The organism is methane-oxidizing endosymbiont of Gigantopelta aegis (genome assembly GCF_016097405.1).
Taxonomy (GTDB): Bacteria; Pseudomonadota; Gammaproteobacteria; order Methylococcales; family Methylomonadaceae; genus Methylomarinum.
The window spans coordinates 31,007-52,529 of sequence record NZ_JAEHGD010000001.1; the positions used below are offsets into that span (position 1 = coordinate 31,007).

General features: G+C 45.2%; 15 protein-coding genes and 1 pseudogene. 13 read left to right on the forward strand and 3 right to left on the reverse strand.

The genetic code is table 11. The features are described from left to right. The first annotated feature begins 8 nt into the window (after nt 1-8). Together JEU20_RS00160 and JEU20_RS14740 are read left to right on the forward strand one after the other, a co-directional pair. Nucleotides 9-955: pseudogene (locus JEU20_RS00160) on the forward strand (IS5 family transposase). 70 nt (nt 956-1,025) lie between these two features. Next, complete coding sequence (locus JEU20_RS14740; protein ID WP_214657269.1) at nt 1,026-1,307, forward strand: hypothetical protein; 282 nt, start codon at nt 1,026-1,028, stop codon at nt 1,305-1,307. A 150-nt stretch (nt 1,308-1,457) separates the two neighbouring features. Here JEU20_RS14740 and JEU20_RS00165 read toward each other — a convergent pair whose 3' ends face one another. Next, nucleotides 1,458-2,783 carry an IS3 family transposase gene (locus JEU20_RS00165; protein ID WP_281066756.1) on the reverse strand — a complete coding sequence of 442 codons (1,326 nt, stop codon included), beginning with the start codon at nt 2,781-2,783 and terminating at the stop codon, nt 1,458-1,460. 50 nt (nt 2,784-2,833) lie between these two features. Here JEU20_RS00165 and JEU20_RS00170 point away from each other — a divergent pair, with 50 nt between their 5' ends. Next, nucleotides 2,834-3,808, forward strand: coding sequence for an IS630 family transposase (locus JEU20_RS00170; protein ID WP_245395030.1), 975 nt, complete (start codon nt 2,834-2,836; stop codon nt 3,806-3,808). Here the strand turns inward: JEU20_RS00170 and JEU20_RS00175 are convergent. Further along, nucleotides 3,795-4,142 carry a transposase gene (locus JEU20_RS00175; RefSeq protein ID WP_198242893.1) on the reverse strand — a complete coding sequence of 116 codons (348 nt, stop codon included), beginning with the start codon at nt 4,140-4,142 and terminating at the stop codon, nt 3,795-3,797. The genes JEU20_RS00170 and JEU20_RS00175 overlap by 14 nt on opposite strands. A gap of 56 nt (nt 4,143-4,198) precedes the next feature. Between JEU20_RS00175 and JEU20_RS00180 the strand changes: the two genes are divergently transcribed. The 3 genes from JEU20_RS00180 (at nt 4,199) to JEU20_RS00190 (ending at nt 7,313) form a co-directional block, all read left to right on the forward strand. Further along, nucleotides 4,199-4,969, forward strand: coding sequence for a multicopper oxidase domain-containing protein (locus tag JEU20_RS00180; protein ID WP_198242895.1), 771 nt, complete (start codon nt 4,199-4,201; stop codon nt 4,967-4,969). An 11-nt stretch (nt 4,970-4,980) separates the two neighbouring features. Continuing rightward, the gene (locus JEU20_RS00185) at nt 4,981-6,303 is read left to right on the forward strand and encodes an MFS transporter (protein WP_198242897.1); all 1,323 of its coding nucleotides are present in this window, start codon (nt 4,981-4,983) and stop codon (nt 6,301-6,303) included. Between the two features lie 80 nt (nt 6,304-6,383). After that, entirely contained in the window at nt 6,384-7,313 is a 930-nt protein-coding gene (locus tag JEU20_RS00190) for a class I SAM-dependent methyltransferase (RefSeq protein WP_245395031.1), read from the forward strand. Here the strand turns inward: JEU20_RS00190 and JEU20_RS00195 are convergent. After that, nucleotides 7,305-7,823 (reverse strand): putative metalloprotease CJM1_0395 family protein, encoded by a 519-nt coding sequence (locus JEU20_RS00195; RefSeq protein ID WP_198242899.1) that lies wholly within the window; start codon nt 7,821-7,823, stop codon nt 7,305-7,307. The genes JEU20_RS00190 and JEU20_RS00195 overlap by 9 nt on opposite strands. Before the next feature lie 132 nt (nt 7,824-7,955). On the opposite strand from JEU20_RS00195, the gene hrpA reads away from it, so the two are divergent. From hrpA to JEU20_RS00230, 7 genes are all read left to right on the forward strand, one after another. After that, nucleotides 7,956-11,846, forward strand: a complete 3,891-nt coding sequence (gene hrpA, locus JEU20_RS00200; RefSeq protein WP_198242901.1) for an ATP-dependent RNA helicase HrpA — start codon at nt 7,956-7,958, stop codon at nt 11,844-11,846. Between the two features lie 195 nt (nt 11,847-12,041). Further along, a complete protein-coding gene (locus tag JEU20_RS00205; RefSeq protein ID WP_198242903.1) occupies nt 12,042-14,381 on the forward strand; it encodes an alpha/beta fold hydrolase in 2,340 nt (779 codons plus the stop codon). Further along, nucleotides 14,378-15,520 (forward strand): thiolase family protein, encoded by a 1,143-nt coding sequence (locus JEU20_RS00210; protein WP_198242905.1) that lies wholly within the window; start codon nt 14,378-14,380, stop codon nt 15,518-15,520. The genes JEU20_RS00205 and JEU20_RS00210 overlap by 4 nt, the downstream gene beginning before the upstream one ends. Continuing rightward, nucleotides 15,517-17,829 carry a 3-hydroxyacyl-CoA dehydrogenase/enoyl-CoA hydratase family protein gene (locus tag JEU20_RS00215; protein WP_198242907.1) on the forward strand — a complete coding sequence of 771 codons (2,313 nt, stop codon included), beginning with the start codon at nt 15,517-15,519 and terminating at the stop codon, nt 17,827-17,829. The genes JEU20_RS00210 and JEU20_RS00215 overlap by 4 nt, the downstream gene beginning before the upstream one ends. A 14-nt stretch (nt 17,830-17,843) precedes the next feature. Then, the gene (locus tag JEU20_RS00220) at nt 17,844-20,162 is read left to right on the forward strand and encodes an acyl-CoA dehydrogenase (protein WP_198242909.1); all 2,319 of its coding nucleotides are present in this window, start codon (nt 17,844-17,846) and stop codon (nt 20,160-20,162) included. Nucleotides 20,163-20,351: 189 nt separating this feature from the next. Further along, nucleotides 20,352-21,077, forward strand: a complete 726-nt coding sequence (locus tag JEU20_RS00225; protein WP_198242911.1) for a rhomboid family intramembrane serine protease — start codon at nt 20,352-20,354, stop codon at nt 21,075-21,077. Between the two features lie 85 nt (nt 21,078-21,162). Then, nucleotides 21,163-21,486 (forward strand): hypothetical protein, encoded by a 324-nt coding sequence (locus tag JEU20_RS00230; protein ID WP_198242913.1) that lies wholly within the window; start codon nt 21,163-21,165, stop codon nt 21,484-21,486. The last annotated feature ends 37 nt before the right edge of the window (nt 21,487-21,523 follow it).

Here is a 21,523-nt window from a genome sequence, read left to right on the forward strand (position 1 = left end):
TATAGGGTATGGACAAGAAAAAGAAACAACGCTACAAACTAAAGAATTGGTCGAATTACAATCAAGCCTTGATCAATCGAGGTTCATTGACGCTATGGTTCGAAGAATCCATGATCAAGCAATGGCATCAGCCTGAAAAGACAGGCTATAGAGGAAGCCCGATGACGTATTCTGATACTGCTATTCAATGCGCATTGACCCTGAGAGAACTCTTTAAGCTGCCGTTGAGAGCGACACAGGGATGTTTGTTGTCGTTAGTCCAGTTATTAAAGCTGTCTATCCAGATTCCTCATTACAGTACATTAAGTCGCCGCCAGCAAACTCTGGAGGTTCGGCTGCCTCGTTCAAGCAGTCGAACGCCAAGACACTTAGTCGTCGATTCGACCGGCTTAAAAGTCTACGGTGAAGGCGAGTGGAAAGTTCGCAAACATGGTGCCAGCAAGCGCAGAACCTGGCGTAAACTCCATATCATGGTTGATGCACAAACGCAGGAAGTCGTGGCAGTTGAGATGACGGCTAATTTTGTTGGTGATTCCGAAGTCTTGCCGGATTTATTAGAGCAGCTGGATGAACACGACCAAGTTGCCAGTGTGGCGGCGGATGGCGCTTATGATACGATCCAGTGTCATCAGGCGATTCGTAACAAAGGCGCCGATGCATTGATACCGCCGCGGGAAGGGGCGGTGGAATGGCCGAGTGATGAAGATGGGAGAACTCATCCAAGAACAGCGATTGTTCAACGTTGCGCTGAAATCGGGAGAAAGGCATGGAAACAAGAAAGTGGTTATCATCAACGCAGCCTGGCTGAAACGGCTATGTTTCGCATCAAAACGCTCTTTAGTGGCCAATTAAAAACCGGACCTTTGCGGCTCAGATGGTTGAGGCGTATCTCCGCGTCGGCGCAATGAATAAAATGACAGGCCTGGGTATGCCTGAAAGTTATTCTGTTTCATGAATAAAGACTGGAATTTAAGAAAAGAGTACGCTGTGGATTATTTATGCAACAAAGCCGTTGGCGAATAAAAATGAATAAGCAATTTGTTACTCTCTCCTCTCACTTGATGATTTCTCTTAGCGGAATTCTGTTTTGTTTGATGTCAAATATGGTTTATGCCAATGAATCTCGACATCATAATACCCAGCACAAAAATACCAGTTTTCCTAGTTTTGGGCCAGGTGATCATTATTTGCATACTATGTCGGTTAATTTGTCGGATTATCGGCATATTAAAGATATTAGTCATAAGGCGGGGATATTTCTTCGCCAATTTCACGGCGATGGCCTAAAAAGCACCATATCCAATTAACAGCAACTGAAGTTATCGCGCCTATTGCACATGGTATTCCATATCATTACTGGACGTTTAATGATACGGTCCCAGGGCCTATGTTGCGCGTGACGCTAAATGTCAACCAACCTGTCGCATTTTTTGCAATAATTTACGAAATGAATTTTATTAAGCTGCTTGACATTCTGTTGTGTTGAAATTTTCCTTATCCGGATTAAGATAAACATGGCCAATGGGCGTTAAATTTCGTGTTTGTCGTCCATTCCATCGCTCTGGATTGTCTCTTTTTGCTTGCTCGATGACTCGTTTTCTTTTTTCGAGTACGGCGCTGTCTAAGCCGTTATGGCGTTGGTTGGGTGTTACAAACTTGAGCGCACTGTGTTGATGTTCATTGTTGAACCAACAAACGAAAGCTTCAACCCAGTTCCTGGCTTCGCTTAATGTTTTAAAAGGGTTTTCTGGAAAGGTATGATGATATTTGACTGTTTTAAATAACGATTCTGAATAAGGATTATCATTACTGACACGAGGTCTGCTGAACGACGTGGCAATGTCTAAATCGACCAATTTGGCCCTTAATGTTGCGCCTTTCATCGGACTGCCGTTGTCAGAATGTATCACCAATTGCTTTTTGTCGATGTTTTCCCGGCGAGCGATATCTTCGATCAAATCAGCAGCGTGTGCGCTTGATTCGGCATCATGAACTTGCCAGCCTACGATTTTCCGACTATAGATGTCCATCACCATGTAGAGGTAAAAATACTGCCCTTTGACGGGGCTTAATAAATACGTAATATCCCACGAGTAGATTTGATTGGCCTGTGTGGCTTTGAGTGACTGCGGTTTATTATGCTGACCTGCGGCTCCTTTAGCTCTGTGCTTAAGCTGGTTGTGGGCTTTCATGACACGATAAAAGGTTGATTCTGATGCGAGATAGCAGCCCAAATCCAATAACCTCGGAACGATTTGATGCGGCGTTAAAGCGCTGTATTCCGGTTTATTAATCACGGTGATGATTTCTTGCTTGATGGCCTCGGATAATTGATTGTGCACAGGCGCTGTATTGTGCAGTCGTAGGTCTTCTGAGAGTCCTTCTCCCCGGTTCCAACGCTGATAGGTTCGAGCTGATATACCCACCAGTTCACAGGCTAATTTCTGCCGCGCTCCATTGTCAACGGCTTCATCAATGAGTGCGCTGTAGTGTTGGCGATCTGAGTAGGCGATTAATCGGCCGCCTTTTCCCCCAGATCGCTTGGCACTTTTTGATAACACCAGTAAAGCCGCTGTTTCTGATAACGCTTTCTCTTTGCGGTTTAGCTCCTTATGCAAACGCTTGTTTTCTTGTTTGAGTTTTGTTTGCGCCTGTTTATATACGGATTCTGTTGATTTAGATTCTGACAAAAATTCCGCTTTCCAGGTATTTATACTCTTCGCAAATGAGAATTTAGCATAAAAAGATGACGTAATGGAGTGAAATATATAAAATAAGGCCATGTCGAATTACACCCTTCCAGAGACTGAATTAGCCGATTTGCGCGAAGCCCATGGTGAGCTTCGAGAAAAACGTGATGCAGACCGAGTTAAAGCCATCATTCTTTTTAGGTTCAGGCTGGTCAGCAACAAACGTTGCCGAAGCACTTCTCATTGACCGCAATACAATCCGTACCTACTATCGAAAATATAAGAAAGGTGGTCTTGCTAAACTCCTACAAACTCAGCATGTTGGAAGTGCCAGTTTCTTATCGGTTTCAGAAGCGACCGAGTTGGATGAATATCTGCAGAAAAATCTTCACTTAACCGCTAAATCGGTTGCAGCTTACATTAAAGAGCGTTGGCAGGTTCGCTATAGTGAACGCGGTGTGACAGCCTTGCTGCATCGCTTGGGTTATGTCTATAAAAAGCCCAAGCTGATACCCGGCAAAGCTAATGCAAAAGCCCAACTGGAGTTCCTTGAGAAATATCAACAACTAAAGGAAGACAAGCAGCCCGAAGACTTGATATTGTTCATGGATGGTGTTCATCCACAACATAATCCTGTAATGGCTTGTGGTTGGATTAAGCGTGGTGTGGAATTCACGATTCAGAGTAATACCGGGCGTCAACGTCTCAATGTCAACGGTGCAGTCAATATCGATTCTCTGGATACTGTCTGCCGCTTCTATGACACCATCAATGGCGAGGCAACGATTGATCTTTGTAAGGCGATTGAAGAACGTTACCCGAAGGCTGGGACTATTTACATCATTTGCGATAATGCACGCTACTACCGATCAAAGGCTGTCAGACAATTTCTTGAAATGTCGCGAATTGAATTAGTGTTTTTACCGCCGTATGCGCCGAATCTTAATTTGATTGAACGGTACTGGCGATATTTCAAGAAAGAAATCTTATATGACCAGTATTATGAAACATTCAAAGAATTCAAAATAGCCTGCGAGACATTCTTTTCTGAGCCAGAAAAGCATGTCGACAATTTGCGCTCACTTTTAACTGAGAATTTTCAAATTATCGGTGCATGATGGTTTGCTCTATTTTCATGTGCGGAGAGTATAGATGATGTAAGTAGATGCCTTGTTCACGACAATAGGCGCTAGCCTGATCATCGGTGAGATGATGACAATGAACAATGGCTTCAAAACGTTCTACTGTATTCCAATCTTGAGGGCTTTTTTCTTTTGACATGTTTGACTCTGTTTTTTCGAGTTGATTTTTCTTAGCTAACCGAATCCATTTTTGAAGTGTGGAGTAACCCACACCTAAAGTAACTGCAATTTGCTTTAGCGATTGTTCTGGTCTTCTGGATAATGCTTTTTCTACTGATTGTACTTTAAATTCTTGGCTAAATACGCTCATTTTTGTCTCCTGATTTAAAATTTCCTAGGCGACAGGTATGTTGACATAGGGGGGTGATGCAAGGGGATAAGGTGGTGTTGACATTGCATAATGAAGATACGAGTAGTCATAGCCACTCAATTGATTTGCATGCGGTAACAGGGCCGGGTGGGGGTGCCGTTATCACAGAGGTTGAGCCGGGTGAAACGCGTACTCTGTCGTTTACGGCCAAACAACCGGGGTTGTATATTTATCACTGTGCATCAGGCAATGCAGCAACACATATTGCTAACGGAATGTATGGGTTGATTCTGGTGGAGCCGGTTGGTGGTTTGCCTAAGGTTGATAAGGAATTTTATATTGTACAGGGCGAGCTTTTTACCCGCGGGAGTATCGGTGCAACGGGGTTTCAGGCATTTTCACCACAGAAAATGATTGATGAGCGGCCAGAATATATTGTGTTTAATGGTAGAACTGGAGCTTTGACACGTTCTGGTGCATTAACCGCTAAAGTTGGCGATAAAATTCGCTTATTTATTGGTAATGCGGGGGTGTCAAAAATTTCTTCATTTCATATCATTGGTGAAATTTTTGATGCTGTGTATCCAGAAGCGGCGACTTCGACACCGTTGAAAAATGTACAAACGACACTGGTTCCGGCAGGTGGAGCCACTATGGTCGAGTTTAGCATCGATTATCCCGGTAATTATATTTTGGTCGATCACGCGTTAACTCGGATAGATCGAGGAGCATGGGGGGTATTAACTGTGACGGGCCCCAAGAATCCAGAGTTATACAAAAGCTTGGTTGAAAAACAACATTCCAACACAAGACATCATGAAGAATAAAGGAGATTGTTATGCATGAAATGAACGGGGTAGAGCCGGCTCAGCAAAACCGGAGCCTTATTGTCAGTACGGTAGCATTTACCGTCTGTTTCGCCGTTTGGACGATTTTTTCCATTATTGGCATTAAAATCAAGCAAAATCTGGGCTTGAATGACAGTGAATTTGGCTTGTTGGTTGCAACGCCAGTATTAACTGGATCGTTGAGCCGAATATTTTTAGGTATCTGGACCGATCAATACGGTGGGCGTATCGTTTATTTCTTATTGATGATTACGACATCGATTGCAGTTTGGTTATTGTCAACTGTATCCACCTATCCGATGTATTTATTGGCAGCATTGGGTGTGGGCTTGGCCGGTGGCTCGTTTGCAGTAGGCATTGCCTATGTTTCACGTTGGTTTGAGGCTTCTAAACAAGGCACGGCGCTGGGCATTTTTGGTATGGGTAATGTCGGGGCGGCGATTACCAACTTTGGCGCACCGTTTCTATTGGTAGCCTATGGCTGGGAAAATGTAGCCAGAATCTATGCGGTTATTTTATTTGCGACGGCCTTGATTTTCTGGTTTACCACCGAAGAAGATCCCGTGACCAAGGCGCGAAAGGAAAGGGGCGAAAAAATACGTCCAGCATTGATGCAATTGGCGCCACTAAAACATCTGCGAGTTTGGCGTTTTGCGACATATTATTTCTTTGTATTTGGTGGTTATGTGGCTTTGGCGTTATGGTTGCCGCGCTACTACATGGGCGCTTATGGTCTTGAGATCGGCACAGCCGGTATGCTGGCGGCAACCTATGCATTGCCAGGCAGTATCTTTAGAGCCTTAGGGGGCTGGATGTCCGATAAAATCGGTGCACGCAGGGTCATGTATATTACCTTTATCGGTTCGTTGATTTGTCTGTTTTTTATGTCATATCCGGCGACAGATTATGTGGTCCATGGTATCGAAGGGCCGATTCATTTTACGCTTGCGATTGGGCTGGTGCCATTCGTTATCTTGACTATTATTTTGGGTTTTCTGATGTCGCTGGGAAAAGCCGCCGTGTATAAGCATATTCCGGTTTACTATCCCGATCATGTTGGCTCTGTCGGTGGTTTGGTAGGGATGATTGGAGGATTGGGTGGTTTTGTTCTGCCGGTGTGTTTTGGGGTGATGAATGATTTGATTGGCATTTGGACCAGTTGTTTTATGCTGTTATTCGCTATTGTTGGTGTTTCACTGGTCTGGATGCATGTTTCTATTATCATGGCGAACAGAGAACAACACCCTGAATTAAAAGGTGTATCTCAGGATCTGCCTGAAATTATGACTGGCAAGGATGAAAGCTATCCTTGATCGTTTATTTTGGTAAACGCTAAAAAACCACTGGTATTCAGCCAGTGGTTTTTTTATGAAAACCTGGCCTGATAAATGAGATGGTTAAGTTGGAAAAGATTATCGACTATATGCATGCCCCGAGGCAACATGATGACTTGACTCAGGCGCAACGTTTGTTTCATGGTCGTGGTCATGCTTATCCGGGGTTAAATCATGTCACGGTAGACTGGTTGCCGCCGGTTATTTTGATTACCTTGTTTTCCGCGGAGGAATCTGCGCATATTGAGGCATTAACTGCAAGCCTATTATCACATTTTCCGCAATGCCAAAGTATTCAGCTGCAACACCGTTATATTTTAAATGGCCCGATTGAGCTGTTATGGGGTGAGCCAATACATGAGCTTGTAGTCGAGGAAAATAGTCTTAAATTCCACATCCATCTTGGTAAAGCCAGAAATACCGGTTTGTTTTTGGATATGCGTAATGGCCGTGACTGGGTGCGGCGACATAGTCGGTATAAAAGAGTACTGAATTTATTTGCCTACACATGTGGCTTTTCGGTGGCGGCCATTGCAGGTCAGGCTAATTTTGTCATGAATGTAGATATGAGCCGTGCTGCGTTGAGTTTAGGAAGGCAGAATCACCGATTAAATCAGCAGGATTTGAGTCGAGTCAGATTTGATAAGGTCGATATTTTTAAATCATTTGGGCGTTTTAAAAAAAGTGGACCTTTTGACTTGTTAGTTTGTGATCCACCGACCTTTCAGAAAGGAAGTGTCGATATTCGGCGTGATTATCCCAAAATTATGCGTAGGCTAGATCAGTTTATGGCGCCGGACGCGACGCTTATGCTGTGTCTTAACGCGCCAGCGTTAGGTGAGGATTTTCTAATGGACAATATGGCACAGTGTGCGCCGGAATATGAGGTTGTGAAACAAATTACGGCCCCATCCGTTTTTAAAGATGCGCAGGGTAGGGGATTAACCATACTTTGTTTTAAGCGTGAAGAGTATAAAAAATCAGGCTGAAATATCAATTTGCGGTGTTGATTGATTGGACTCTTTTTTATTTTTCAGTTCCTGGTTTTGATTTAATAATTCCATTTGCGCTTTCATTTGCATGGCTGTGGCTTTTGCAGCAACGCGTTGATCCTGCGTAGAAGGTTTGGCCGGGGCTAAGGCGGCACGTTTGATCTGCTCTGCTTTTTGCAGCGTGGCCAGTGGGTCGCCTGAGACCGGTGCGACATTGACGGAAACATCTCCGCCTATGGCATAGCGGCGCCCATCCGGGCCGGTTACAAAGGAAAAGTGAGGGCCGCCTTGCGCCAGTCCGCCGGCTGCCGATAGATGGGCTTGTTCATGAGACCTGACTTCCTGGTCGCGCTGTTTTAATTGCTGAACTTTTTGTAAGTCCTCGTCAGAAAGTTTTTGCGTGCTTTGATGATTCGTTTTATTTTTAGCAGGCGTATCAAGGCGGGCGGCCTGATCATGTCGCATTAAAGGTTGGGGCAATGTGGTGGCGGATGCTGCGTTGATCATATATTCCAGGTTCTCCCCCTGACAGCTCTTCTTATATTCCGGGCGCCTTATGGCAATTCCTGTCAGGAAGGTTATTCTGTGTTAAGCATTTCGCTGAATACCTTTATAATAATGGATTTTTCAGAATTGTCCATGTCCCAGATAGAACACATAAAATCACTGCGTCAACAGTTGGCCGAGTGTATGCAAGTCGATCGATTTCGCTTGAAGCGGCAATTAGATCGGCTCGCGCGTGACATCCGTTTGGGCAAGGATCTAACGGAACAAGTCAGCCGAGTGGCGGCGCGCATTGAGCAGTCGTTAGCAAAAAAAAGGGCACGGCGGGCGTCAATTCCAGTTTTTGATTATCCCGATTTACCGGTTTCAGGTAAAAAAGATGACATCGTTAAGTTGATTCGCAAGCATCAGGTAGTGATTGTTTGCGGTGAAACCGGTTCTGGCAAAACCACTCAGTTGCCCAAGATTTGTCTGGAAGCAGGGCGAGGGCAAACCGGCTTTATTGGTCACACGCAACCCCGTCGAATCGCAGCGCGCACAGTGGCTGATCGCATCGCCGAGGAGTTGGGCGAGAAGCTAGGACAGTCTGTCGGTTACAAGGTGCGCTTTCATGATAAAACCCACGATACCTCGTTGATCAAGCTGATGACGGACGGTATTTTACTGGCCGAGTCACAAAACGATCGTTTTTTGAATCAATACGATACCCTGATTATCGATGAAGCGCATGAGCGCAGTTTGAATATCGATTTTCTGCTGGGGTATCTGAAATGGCTGTTACCCAAACGGCCAGATTTGAAACTGATCATTACCTCGGCCACGATTGACCCGGAACGCTTTGCCAAACATTTTGATGAGGCGCCGATTATTGAGGTCTCTGGGCGCACCTATCCTGTTGAAGTGCGCTATCGCCCGATTGAATTGATTGAGGAAGATGATGAAACCTCGGCTGATGTGCAGCAGGGGCTTATCGACGCGGTGCAGGAATTGCAGCGCGATATGCCGGGCGATATTCTGATTTTTTTAAGTGGTGAACGTGAAATCAAGGAAGCTACCGATACCTTGACCCGCCATTTTTCCAAATCCTATGATATTTTGCCGCTATATTCCAAGCTCAGTGTGCGCGAGCAGGAACGGGTTTTCAAGGGCAGTGGTAGGGCACGTATTGTATTAGCCACTAATGTCGCTGAAACCTCTTTGACTGTGCCGGGTATACGCAGTGTGATCGATACCGGCCATGCCCGCATCAGCCGCTACAGTGCGCGCAGCAAAATCCAGCGCCTGCCTATCGAAAAAATTTCCCAGGCCAGCGCCAATCAACGGGCCGGGCGCTGCGGACGGGTGGCACCCGGGATTTGTATTCGCTTATATTCGGAAGAGGACTTTCTGAATCGGCCGCAATTTACCGAACCCGAAATTTTAAGAACTAATTTGTCGTCGGTGATTCTGCAGATGGCGGCACTGAAACTTGGAGAAATCGAAAAATTCCCGTTTGTCGAGTCACCGGAAGCGAAGATGATTCGTGATGGCAAACAGGTGTTGCATGAAGTCAACGCCTTAGATAACAACGGGAAATTAACCGAAACCGGTCGGCAATTAGCCAAAGTTCCGGCCGACCCTCGTTTAGCACGGATGTTACTAGCAGCGGCAAAATTCAATTGTTTGACGGAAGTAGCCATTATCGTGGCTGGTTTGAGTATTCAGGACCCACGCGAAAAACCGTCAGATAAATTGCAGCAGGCTGAAAGCAAACATGCGCGCTTCAAGGATGAAAATTCGGATTTTCTGGGCTTTTTGAATTTGTGGCAGCATTTTGAGGAAAAAAAGAAACATCTGAGCAATAACAAACTACGTAAATATTGCCGCGATAATTATTTATCGTATGTCAGGATGCGGGAATGGCATGATATTCATAGCCAAATTATGCAGGTCATCAAGGGGGAATTGAAATTAAGACCTAATCAGGTGCCGGCAAGTTACGATGAAATTCATAAAGCCTTGTTGCCCGGTTTGTTATCGAATATCGGTTTTCGGCATGAACAATACGAATACTTAGGTGCCCGTAATTTAAAGTTTTATATTTTTCCAGGATCAGGACAACATAAAGCGCGGCCAAAATGGATTATGGCGGCCGAACAAGTGGAAACTTCCAAAGTGTATGCGCGAACGGTGGCTAAAATTGAGCCGGAATGGATCGAGCAGGCGGCGCCGCATTTGATCAAACGCAGTTATTATGATCCGCATTGGGAAAAAAAGGCCGGCCGCAGCGCGGTTTATGAACGTACCTTGTTGTATGGCATCACCTTGCAGGCTAAGCGTAAAATCCCCTATGAACGGGTTGATCCGAAGGGCGCGCGGGAAATCTTTATCCGCTGTGGGTTGGTTGCGCAGGACTATCACACCCATGCTCCGTTTTTTAAGGCTAACCAGAAGTTGCTGGAAGAAGTGGGCTATATTCAGCATAAAGGTCGCCGCGTTGATTTAATCGAAGATGAAGAGTGGTTATATACCTTTTATGACAGAATTCTGCCGGAAACGGTGGTCAATGGCATCACTCTGGATCAATGGCGTAAAAAAGCCGAAAAGGAAAATCCTAAAATCCTGTTTTTAACCAAGGAAGATTTAACCCGAGGTGGTGATGAGCATGTGGATGAATGGAATTTTCCCGACAGTAAAAAAATTGGCAATTTAACGATTCGGCTGGATTATCGGTTTGAACCCGGACATCCTGAAGATGGTGTGACGGCAGTGGTGCCCGTGCATCAGCTCAACCAACTGACCGAAGCGCCGTTTGATTGGCTGGTGCCAGGCATGCTGGAAGAGAAGCTGATCGCCTTACTCAAGGCTTTACCGAAAAACTTGCGTAAACATTTTGTGCCAGTACCGGAAACAGTTAAAGCCTGTCTGGCAGTTGAGCCGGAAGGTAAGGGTTCGCTGTTTCAATGGTTAAGTGACAGATTGCGTAAATTAACCGGTGAATCAGTGCCCTTGAACCTGTGGCAGCCAGGTGTGTTGAGTGCACATTTACGCATGAATTTTCGTATTGTCGATGAGCAGGGCAAAATTCTGGGAAGCGGGCGGGATTTGAAAGCCTTGCAACAGCAATTTTCTGAAACTGCCGGTGACAGTTTTGATCAATTGGCTGCCGATGAATTGAATTTTACCGGCTGTATTGATTGGCCGGTCGATGAATTGCCGGAAACCTGGCAGTTTATCCAGAATGGTCAGTCTTTTCTTGGCTTTCCGGCGCTAGTCGATGAAGGTGAAACGGTTGGCGTAAAAATGTTCGATACCCGTGACAAAGCCGAATCGGCCCATGTCTGGGGATTGAACAAGTTGTTTCAACTGCAATGTCGAAAATCGTGTCAGTATCTGCGGAAGAACATACCCGTGGCGAAAACTGTGCCGGTATTGTATGGGCAGATGGCTCGGCATTCTATTCTCTCTGACAGGCCGGGTGGTGATTTCAAGCAGGATAGTGTGACGGCCGTGATCGCGCATGTTTTTCTGGGCAATACAGCGATTCGCAGTCAAGCTCAGTTTGAGGAATGCCTGAATCGGCATAAAACCGAGTTGGTCGAAGCGGGTAATCAGTTGGGGCAGAATCTTGATCAGATTATGGATTTGTATGTCAAAATCCGTCAGCAACTGCAACACCCCGGTGTTCAGGCAGCAACCCGCGATGATATTCAGCAGCAACTGGATTTATTGTTATATTCAGGATTTATTCGTTATACCCCGATGTCACAAATTCGGCATATTCCCCGGTATTTAAAAGCCATTTCAATGCGTCTGGAAAAACAAAAGAATGAGGCTCAAAATCTGCAAATACTTCAGCGTTATTGGCGACGTTATTGGGATGAGGTAGAAAAACAGGCCGAAAAACAACCGCTCTGGCCTGAGCTGCAGAAATTTCGCTGGGCGTTGGAAGAGTTCAGAGTGTCATTGTTTGCCCAGCAACTCAAAACCGCCTATCCGGTATCGGCGAAACGGCTGGAAAAAATGTGGGATGAAAGCCATTCGTAAAGAGTATAACGTAGGTCAATCGGCAGAGTTTTGAACCTCTGTAATTTATCTGAGTCCTATCCATTACCTGAAAAATAGCGTATGTTGAATTGTCCTGTTAAGACTTTTATGCAGTAAATCTTATTCGGTGTTTCCTGAATTCGTCTGACCGATGTGCTCAGCATACGTTTTGCCTGCACTACAGGAGTATTGCCGATGGCTTTATCTGACTATCCTGATGAGTGGCCGGATATCGATGATGATTTGTATCATCGCTCGGTTAAGTTATTCAGCGCTGTTCGTAATCTCCTGAGTGTCAACATAAGACTGCATGCTGACGAGCAAGCCCTGCAGGGCGATATTTTTCTATTCAATCATTTTTCCCGCTTTGAAACCTTTATTCCCCAATTTTTGATTTTTGAAAAAACTGGGGCCTACAGTTGTGCCATTGCATCTGCTGAATTTTTTAGAGAAGACACGATATTGTCCCACTATTTAAGACAAGTTGGTGTGTTTCCCCATAATCATCCGCGATTATTTCCGATATTGGCCAACCATATATTACGTGGCCGTAAAGTCATTATTTTTCCTGAAGGTGGCATGGTAAAAGATCGTCGGGTGATCGATAAAAAAGGTGAATACAGTATTTATTCCCGCATGACGGGAGAGCGGCGTAAGCAACACACCGGGGCAGCCATATTGGGACAAGGCGTTGAAATTGCCAAAGTCGCCATTAAAAAAGCATTTGCAGAGGCCAGAGATGATCAGCTACATGCCTGGAAAATAGCGTTGAAATTTGAAAACCTGGATGAATTGATGGCGGCGGCGCTGAAGCCCACATTAATTATTCCCTCAAACATCACTTTTTACCCAATCCGGTCGTCTGAAAATTTGCTGGTTAAGAGCGTTGATTTATTTATGGGCGATATGAGTCTCAGGCAGACGGAAGAATTATTGATTGAAAGCAATTTTTTGCTCAAGGATACGGATATGGATGTCTCAATGGGGGAGCCGATAAACCCCTGCTGTGATTGGAGCGGGCTGACCTATTGGGTGGCTGACAAGGTCGCCCAGGAAATTAAAAATATAGACGATGTTTTCAAACTAAATAAAGCACATGGCGGCTGGTGGGCGCGTTTGCTGAGTTATTTGATGACAAGAAATGCAATATGCTCACGTAACCAATATATGAAACAGATTTATGCCAATACCAGGGTTAATCTGAGTCATCTGGCCTCTGCTTTGATAATGAAGCGTGTGGCTAAACAACACTATGTGATCGAAAAAAAACGGTTTTATACCGTACTGTATATTGCGATTAAACGATTGCAGAAAAAAGAAAATATACATTTACATCGAAGTCTTTTAAATCCTGAGGATTATGCTGACTTGCTTTATGGGCATAGTCGACGTTTTGAGCAATTTATTTGTTTGGCGAAAGAGGCGGAACTGATAACCGAACAGGATGAATGTTATCAGTTTTTACCAAAATTATGTGCGGACTACGATTTTGATCAGATTCGCCTAGAAAATCCGATTGCAGTCTATAACAATGAAGTGGCGCCGTTGCGTGTTGTGCGGCAAATTATCATGGAGGCGGATCAAGATTATACACATATCAAAGATCAGCAACTGGCGGCCTGGAGTTTTGAAGACGAGCATATGAGTCTGGCGTGCGAGCGGGCGCAATATAGCATTGAAAGCTATGATGCGATCAATATGGAACAAACGGTAATCGTCGATCCATCGCCTTTTTTCATTCAGCCGGACAATGCTAATGGAATAGGTATTCTGCTGATTCATGGTTTGTTGGCCAGCCCTGCCGAGTTACGGGATTATGGTCATTATTTATCGCAGCAGGGATATACTGTTTTGGGTGTTCGCATAAAAGGCCACGGTACATCACCTTATGCCCTCCGCGATATCAGTTATGAGGAGTGGCTTAATAGCGTGCAAAGGGGCTTGTTTATTTTAAAAGCACATTGTACGGAAAACGTTGTAATCGGTTTTTCTACCGGTGGTGCGTTGGGATTGAAGCTTGCACATGATTTTCCACAACACATTCAAGCCGTGGTTGCTGTTTCTGTGCCGGTTAAATTTATCAGTGCCTCATTTATGCTGGTACCGTTGTTACACAACACCAATCAGATTGTGCAATGGGTTTCTTCATACGAAGGCGTTAAGCCATTTATCGAAAATGAACCCGAGCATCCACAGATCAATTATCGACATGTTCCTGTCAGAGCTTTATATGAATTAAGGCGCTTGATGCATGATTTGGAGCGTGATGCATCAGAGATTAACACGCCATCATTATTGCTTTATGCCGATAAGGATCCTGTGGTGGATCCTGAGGGTGGTACGGTATTGTTTGAAAAATTGGGCGCTATTGATAAACAGATACGCCTGATCAAGGCTGATCGGCATGGTATATTGATGGAAAATAGTGGCCATATCTGGTCGTTGATCGATGCCTTTTTAGCACAGCACTGTGACGTTCAGGCCTTGGCTAGCTCCCAGAACTCTCCCTTCGCAGAACAGGAGTCCCTGTCATGAAAAATGTTGTTATTTCGGCGTTTAGTCGTTCACCCTTTACGCCAGCCCACAAAGGCGAATTAGCGGCTGTCAGGCCCGATGACATAGCGGCGCAAGTGATTAAGGCGATGCTCAAAAAATCGGCTGTTAATCCGCAAGATATTGAAGATTTGATTTTAGGCTGCGCTTTCCCTGAAGCGGAACAAGGACTGAATATGGCACGCCTTTTGGTTCATTTAGCCGATCTGCCGATCAAAATTGCCGGTGTTACGGTGAACCGGTTTTGTGGTTCATCAATGCAGGCTATTCATATGGCGGCAGGCGCCATTCAGATGAATGCAGGCGAGGTATTTATTTGTGCCGGTGTTGAGTCGATGAGCCGGATACCGATGGGTGGCTTTAATAGTTTGCCAAATCCTGACTTGTATCAGCGCTTTCCACAAGCCTATATCGGCATGGGTGAGACGGCAGAAAATTTAGCCCGTAAATATCACATCAGTCGCAGCGAGCAGGAGCGGTTTGCTTATTTAAGTCAGCAAAAAGCGTTACAGGCGGTGCAGCAGGGACGATTTGGTGACGAAATTGTGCCGATTTATCCTAAAAAAGGTAAGCCGGTCAGTGAGGATGGCTGTCTACGACCGGATTCGAGCTTGGAAGCGATGGCAGAACTGAAGCCCGCTTTTTTGACGGATGGCAGCGTCACTGCTGCAACCTCTTCACCATTGACCGATGGGGCGGCCGCCGTTTTAGTGTGTAGTGAACAATATGCGGATCGACATCAATTAAACAAACTGGCCCGGATAAAAGCCATTGCCGTTTCGGCATGTGAGCCGGAAATTATGGGCATCGGTCCGGTGCAGGCAACAAAAAAGGCTTTACAGCGGGCGGCGTTGTCGTTGCAGGATATCGATTTAGTGGAATTGAACGAGGCGTTTGCAGCGCAGAGCTTGGCGGTTTTAAAGGAATTACCGATTGCCAATGACAAGCTTAATATTGACGGCGGCGCCATTGCCTTAGGGCATCCATTAGGGGCAACGGGAGCCAGGATAACAGGTAAAGCGGCTAGTCTGTTGCAACGTGAACAAAAACGATATGCCCTGGTGACACAATGTATCGGTGGCGGGCAAGGGATTGCCACTATCCTGGAGGCGGTGTCATGAAAATAGCACGTGTAGCGGTTATTGGTGCCGGGGTGATGGGCAGTGCGATTGCGGCTCAAATTGCCAACGCCGGAGTATCCGTCGAGTTGCTGGATAGAGTCGATGAGAAGCAGACCGATCGCGATGCAATTGCCCGTGCGGCCATAACCCGGTTGTTAAAGACAAAGCCCGCGCCATTGATGCATCCGCGCAATGCCCAACTGATTCGCCCCGGAAATATTGAAGATGATTTGAAGCGTGTAGCGACTGTTGACTGGGTCATTGAAGCGGTGATTGAGGATTTGGCTATTAAACAGGATTTATACCGTAAACTGACTGAAATCTGTAAGCCGAAGACATTGATTTCTTCCAATACATCTACCTTACCATTAGCGCTTTTAACTGCCGGTCAATCTGAGACATTTAAAAAGCGTTTCATGATTACGCATTTTTTTAATCCGCCACGATATATGCGTCTTTTGGAATTGGTGGCTCCTGTTGAAATCGATACCGAATTGTTTGACGCTGTAACACAATTTGCCGATATGAGTTTAGGGAAAGGCTGTGTGATTTGTAAAGATACGCCGGGGTTTATTGCCAACCGAATCGGCACTTTCTGGATGCAAACAGCCGTGTTACAAGCGATTCAGATGGATGTGCCGGTGCAGCAGGCCGATACGGTGATGGCGCTTTTTGGTATTCCTAAGACGGGGGTGTTCGGGTTGCTGGATCTGATTGGATTGGATTTGATGCCTCATGTTTTGAAAGGTTTCAAGCAAGCCTTATCAGCCGATGACAAATTGTATCAAATTGCAGTACTTCCAGAGCCTATTCAGAACATGATCGATAAGGGCTATACCGGCCGAAAAGGCAAAGGCGGTTTTTATCGCTTGAAGCCGGGTGAAAAACAAAAAATCAAACAAGTCATCGATTTGAAAACCGGTGATTATCATGTCGCGGATAAATTTAAAATTCAAGATGTGACGCATAAAGTAGAAGATCTACGGCATTTTTTAGAAAGCAACCAGCCTCTTTCACGTTATGCCTGGCGGGTATGGGCGGATACCTTTTGCTATGCGGCCAGCCTGATTCCTGAAATTGCAGATGATATTGCTACGGTCGATCGCGCGATGCGGTTGGGCTACAACTGGCGCTATGGACCGTTTGAATTATTAGAACGTTTGGGGGTTCGGTGGTTTATTGAGCGTTTGCAACAGCAGCAGGAGCAAATACCTGCGTTACTGGCTGATGGAAAAGCATTATATCGGGTGGAAAAGGGTAAACAGCATTTTCTGGATGCAGAGGGTCGTTATCATCCGCTTCAGCGCGCTGCCGGTGTGATGTTGCTTGAAGACATCAAAATACAAACTACTCCGATATTACATAATGCCTCCGCCAGTCTGTGGGATATTGGCGATGGCGTTGTGTGTTTTGAAATGCACAGCAAAATGAATACGCTGGATCCCGATAACTTAGGCTTATTGCAACAAAGCATCGATAAAGTTACGCATGAATACCGCGCAATGGTGATCTATAACGAAGCCGATAATTTTTCGGCTGGCGCAAATCTGACATTGCTGGCACCTGCCATTCAGGCCGAGGATTGGGATACGGTCAAGGCAATTATTCATCTGGGGCAAAATAGTTATCGCATGCTTAAATATGCGCCGTTTCCCGTAGTAGGTGCTCCAACGGGTCTGGCATTAGGAGGAGGCTGTGAGATTTTATTGCATTGTGATGCCATTCAAGCGCATGCTGAACTGTATATGGGGTTGGTTGAGGTTGGTGTTGGGCTTGTTCCGGCTTGGGGAGGCTGTAAGGAGTTGCTGCGGCGTTGGATGACATATCCAAAAATAGCGAAAGGCCCAATACCGCCTATTGCCAAGACATTTGAGTTAATTGGTATGGCTAAGGTGTCTCAATCGGCTCAAGAAGCGAGAGACTTTTTGTTTCTGGCGGAAACGGATGGCATTACCATGAATAAGGATCGTTTGTTGAGCGATGCTAAATCTAGAGCCATTGGATTGGCAGAGCAGTATCAGCCGCCTGAGTCACCAGTATTTTATTTGCCCGGAAAAAGTGGCTGGGCGGCACTCGATATTGCATTGCATAATATGTATTTGTCCGGTCAGGCGACGGCCTATGATGTCGTCATTGGGCGGCATTTGGCGACGGTTTTAAGCGGTGGTGATACCGATATTATCCAGCCATTGAGTGAACAGGAACTTTTGGATTTAGAGTTGGAGGCTTTTTTAGCTCTGTTGAAAAATTCACAAACCCTAGCTCGATTGGCGCATATGCTTAAAACCGGAAAACCTCTCAAAAATTAAACAGGAGGTCTGCTATGACAGGCTTAATCTGGAGTATGATCGGTATTTTTCTCGTTATTATGATAGCGATAACGGCGATACCCAGTTTGCGTCGGCGATGGATTTCCAAACCATTATTTCTGATTCTACGTCAACAAATGCCGCCTGTTTCGAAGACCGAGAGGGAAGCCTTAGAGGCAGGGAATACCTGGTGGGATGCTCAGCTTTTTACCGGAAAACCCGATTGGAGTTGTCTGCAAAATTTACCCATTGCGTGCTTAAGTGATGCGGAAAAAAAGTTTATTGATGGGCCGGTCGAGACTTTGTGTTGCATGTTGAATGATTGGGAAATCACTCATGATCGCTTTGATTTGCCACCAGAGGTTTGGGATTATATAAAACAAAATCAGTTTTTTGGCATGATTATTCCCAAACAATATGGCGGACTGGCATTTTCAGAATTTGCCCATTCCCAAGCGGTGATGAAAATTGCCAGCCGCTGCACAACGGCGGCTGTCACTGTGATGGTGCCTAATTCATTGGGACCAGCCAAATTGTTGTTGGCGTATGGAACCGAGGCTCAAAAACAATATTATTTGCCGCGCCTTGCCCGAGGAGAAGAAATTCCTGCTTTTGCCTTGACAGGCCCCGAGGCAGGAAGTGATGCCGGGGCGATGAGTGACACCGGCGTTGTTTGTTATGACACTTATGAAGGTCAGGAAAAAGTACTTGGTATTCGCTTAAACTGGGAAAAACGTTACATTACCTTAGGACCTGTGGCAACCGTATTGGGATTAGCCTTTAAATTGTATGATCCTGAGCATTTGCTGGGGAATATTGAAGACATTGGCATTACGCTGGCATTGATTCCGACCGATACAGCCGGTGTTTCGATTGGTAAGCGTCATTATCCATTGGATTCGGCCTTTCAAAATGGCCCAAATTGGGGAAAAGATGTTTTTATTCCCATTGATTGGGTCATTGGCGGTCGAGAACAGGTTGGTAATGGCTGGAAAATGCTAATGCAGTGTCTGGCGACGGGGCGAGCGATTTCATTGCCAGCACTCAGTGTCGGCGCGGCAAAATTTATTTGCCGAAATACCGGGGCTTATGCGCGCATTAGAACCCAATTCAAATTGCCGATTGGCGCATTTGAAGGCATTGAAGAGGTTCTGGCCAGGATGGCGGGATTGACCTATTTAATGGATGCAGCAAGACACGTTACCTGCGCCGCCTTAGATGATGGCCAAAGACCCGCTGTTATTTCGGCTATCGTCAAATATCATCTGACAGAGAATATGCGTCGGGTTATCAACGATGGTATGGATATTCAAGGCGGATCTGGAATTTGTTTGGGGCCGGCTAATTATATCGGTCGACTGTATCAGGTTATTCCTGTGGGTATTACGGTAGAAGGTGCCAATATATTGACCCGTAGCATGATTATTTTCGGCCAAGGTGCGGTGCGCTGTCATCCATTTGTGCAGGCTGAAATGCAAACCTTGATTGAGGCCGATGCGCAAAAGGCCATTATGGATTTCGATCGATTATGGGGCAAACATGTTCAATTTTTTATCCGCAATCTTGGGCGTGCCAGCTGGCTTGGGTTTAGCCGGGCTTATTTTGTAAAGACACCGGGTGACAAAGTGACTAAACCCTACTATCGGAAATTGGCTAAACTAACCAGCAGTTTTGCCGTAGCGGCTGACTTTGCCTTAATGATTTTAGGCGGGAAGTTAAAACGTAAAGAAAGAATATCGGCATACTTTGGTGATGTTTTGAGTTATCTATATTTATGCTCCTGTGTACTCAAACATTTTGAAAATCAAGGCGCTCAGGAAGAAGATAGGGCTTTATTGGCTTGGGCCTGTCAATACAGTTTATGGCAAGCTGAGGAGGCGTTATGGAAAGCGTTGGCATTATTGCCGACTCAAGTGCCGGCAACCATTCTGCGTGGTTTATTGTTTTCAACCGGACGAACCTGCGCGGCCCCGGATGAGCATTTGATTAGCGTATTAGCCAAAATATTGTTGAATGATAATTCAACACGCGAGCGCTTGACTGCCGGTATTTATATTGACCAACGTCCGGATGATTCAAGCGGTCGAATAGAAGTTGCATTTAAGGCGATTTTACAAGCGGCACCCATTGAGATTAAACTGCGTGAGGCTCGACAACAAGGTAAGCTGACAGAATATGAGTGGCCACAAATGGTGCGTGAGGCATTGCAAAAAGGACTGATAACTGAAAAAGAATCTGACATAATCGAAGCTGCAGAGATCGCTCGCTCAAAAGCCATTGCGGTTGATGACTTTATGCCGGAACAATTGGTGCGACGATCAAATTTTGCCTAATGCTGCATTAGAACAAAAAAACCGCAAAAAAGAGTCGTTGTTTTTTCGTCGTAGAATCAAACATCATTGGGCTGATTTGAACAAAGCATTGTTGCAGATTAGTTTTTTGCAATATATTTCTCATTTATAAACAGTCACTTGGGTTTTATATCAGACGGGTGACGCCATGCTAACAACAAAAATAATTTTATGATCCCACTCAGAGATACCGCCCCCTGTAATATTACGCCATATGTGACGCGCACCATCATGGTCATTTGTATTGTCGTGTTTGTGTGGATGCAGTTATTGCCACCCGCATGGCAACGCTATTTGGTTTATATGTATGGTATGGTGCCCATGCGCTATTCCAATCCACAATGGGCTTTAGCTTTTGGATTGCCGCCGGATGGCTATTTGTCTTTTCTGACCAGCTTGTTTTTGCATGGGGGATGGTTGCACTTGATTGCAAATATGCTGTTTTTATGGATTTTTGCCGATAATGTCGAGTCATCCATGGGGCATGTACGGTTTTTGCTGTTTTATATTCTGACGGGTCTGGTCGCAACCTATGTGCAATGGTGGTATGACCCGAATATGATTTATCCGGTCGTGGGTGCTTCAGGGGCGATTGCGGGGGTTTTGGGGGCGTATTTTTTTCTGTTCCCCTATGCGCGCGTCATTATTATGATTCCTATTTTGTTTTTTCCACTGTTGTTTGAGATTCCGGCAATCGCGTTTTTAGGGTTCTGGGTTATCATACAATTACAAAAAGCCACCACTGCAGTAATGTTTTCCGGTACTATCGTGCATGAAGCCTTATGGGCGCATCTAGGTGGTTTTTTGGCGGGTGCGTTATTGCATCCCTTGTTTTTGGATCGAAACCGGATTGACGGGACAGCAATAGAATCCGACGATGATGAAATTGAGCCTTAAAAACGCGCGTAAAAATTAACCTGTAGGGCAAAATTACTTTATAATACCTGGCTAGCTTCAAACTCAATTCGGGAAAAATATTTCAATGAAAAAAGTCAATATTGCGTTGGTAAGGTTGTTTCAATTTGTCGTTTTTGTGTTGTTTACCTTTATGGTACTCGCTTATTTTGGTGCAATGATTCTGGTTCCTCTGGATGCTGTTGTGCTGATTAGCAAATTATTGGGATTGATCGGTTTAAACACATTGTTTGGCGCGATTATCGCTGTACCTGTCGTGGCTTATCTGGGGATGATGGTTTACAAAACGCCGGGTTTGGTTAATCTGGTTATCGAGATTGGCATGGATCTGGTTAGATCAGGTAAAACACGGATTGAAGCGTTTAATAAAATTGTTGAAGAAATTCAATAATATGTCATTTATGCCGGATAAGAGATAGATTTGAAAG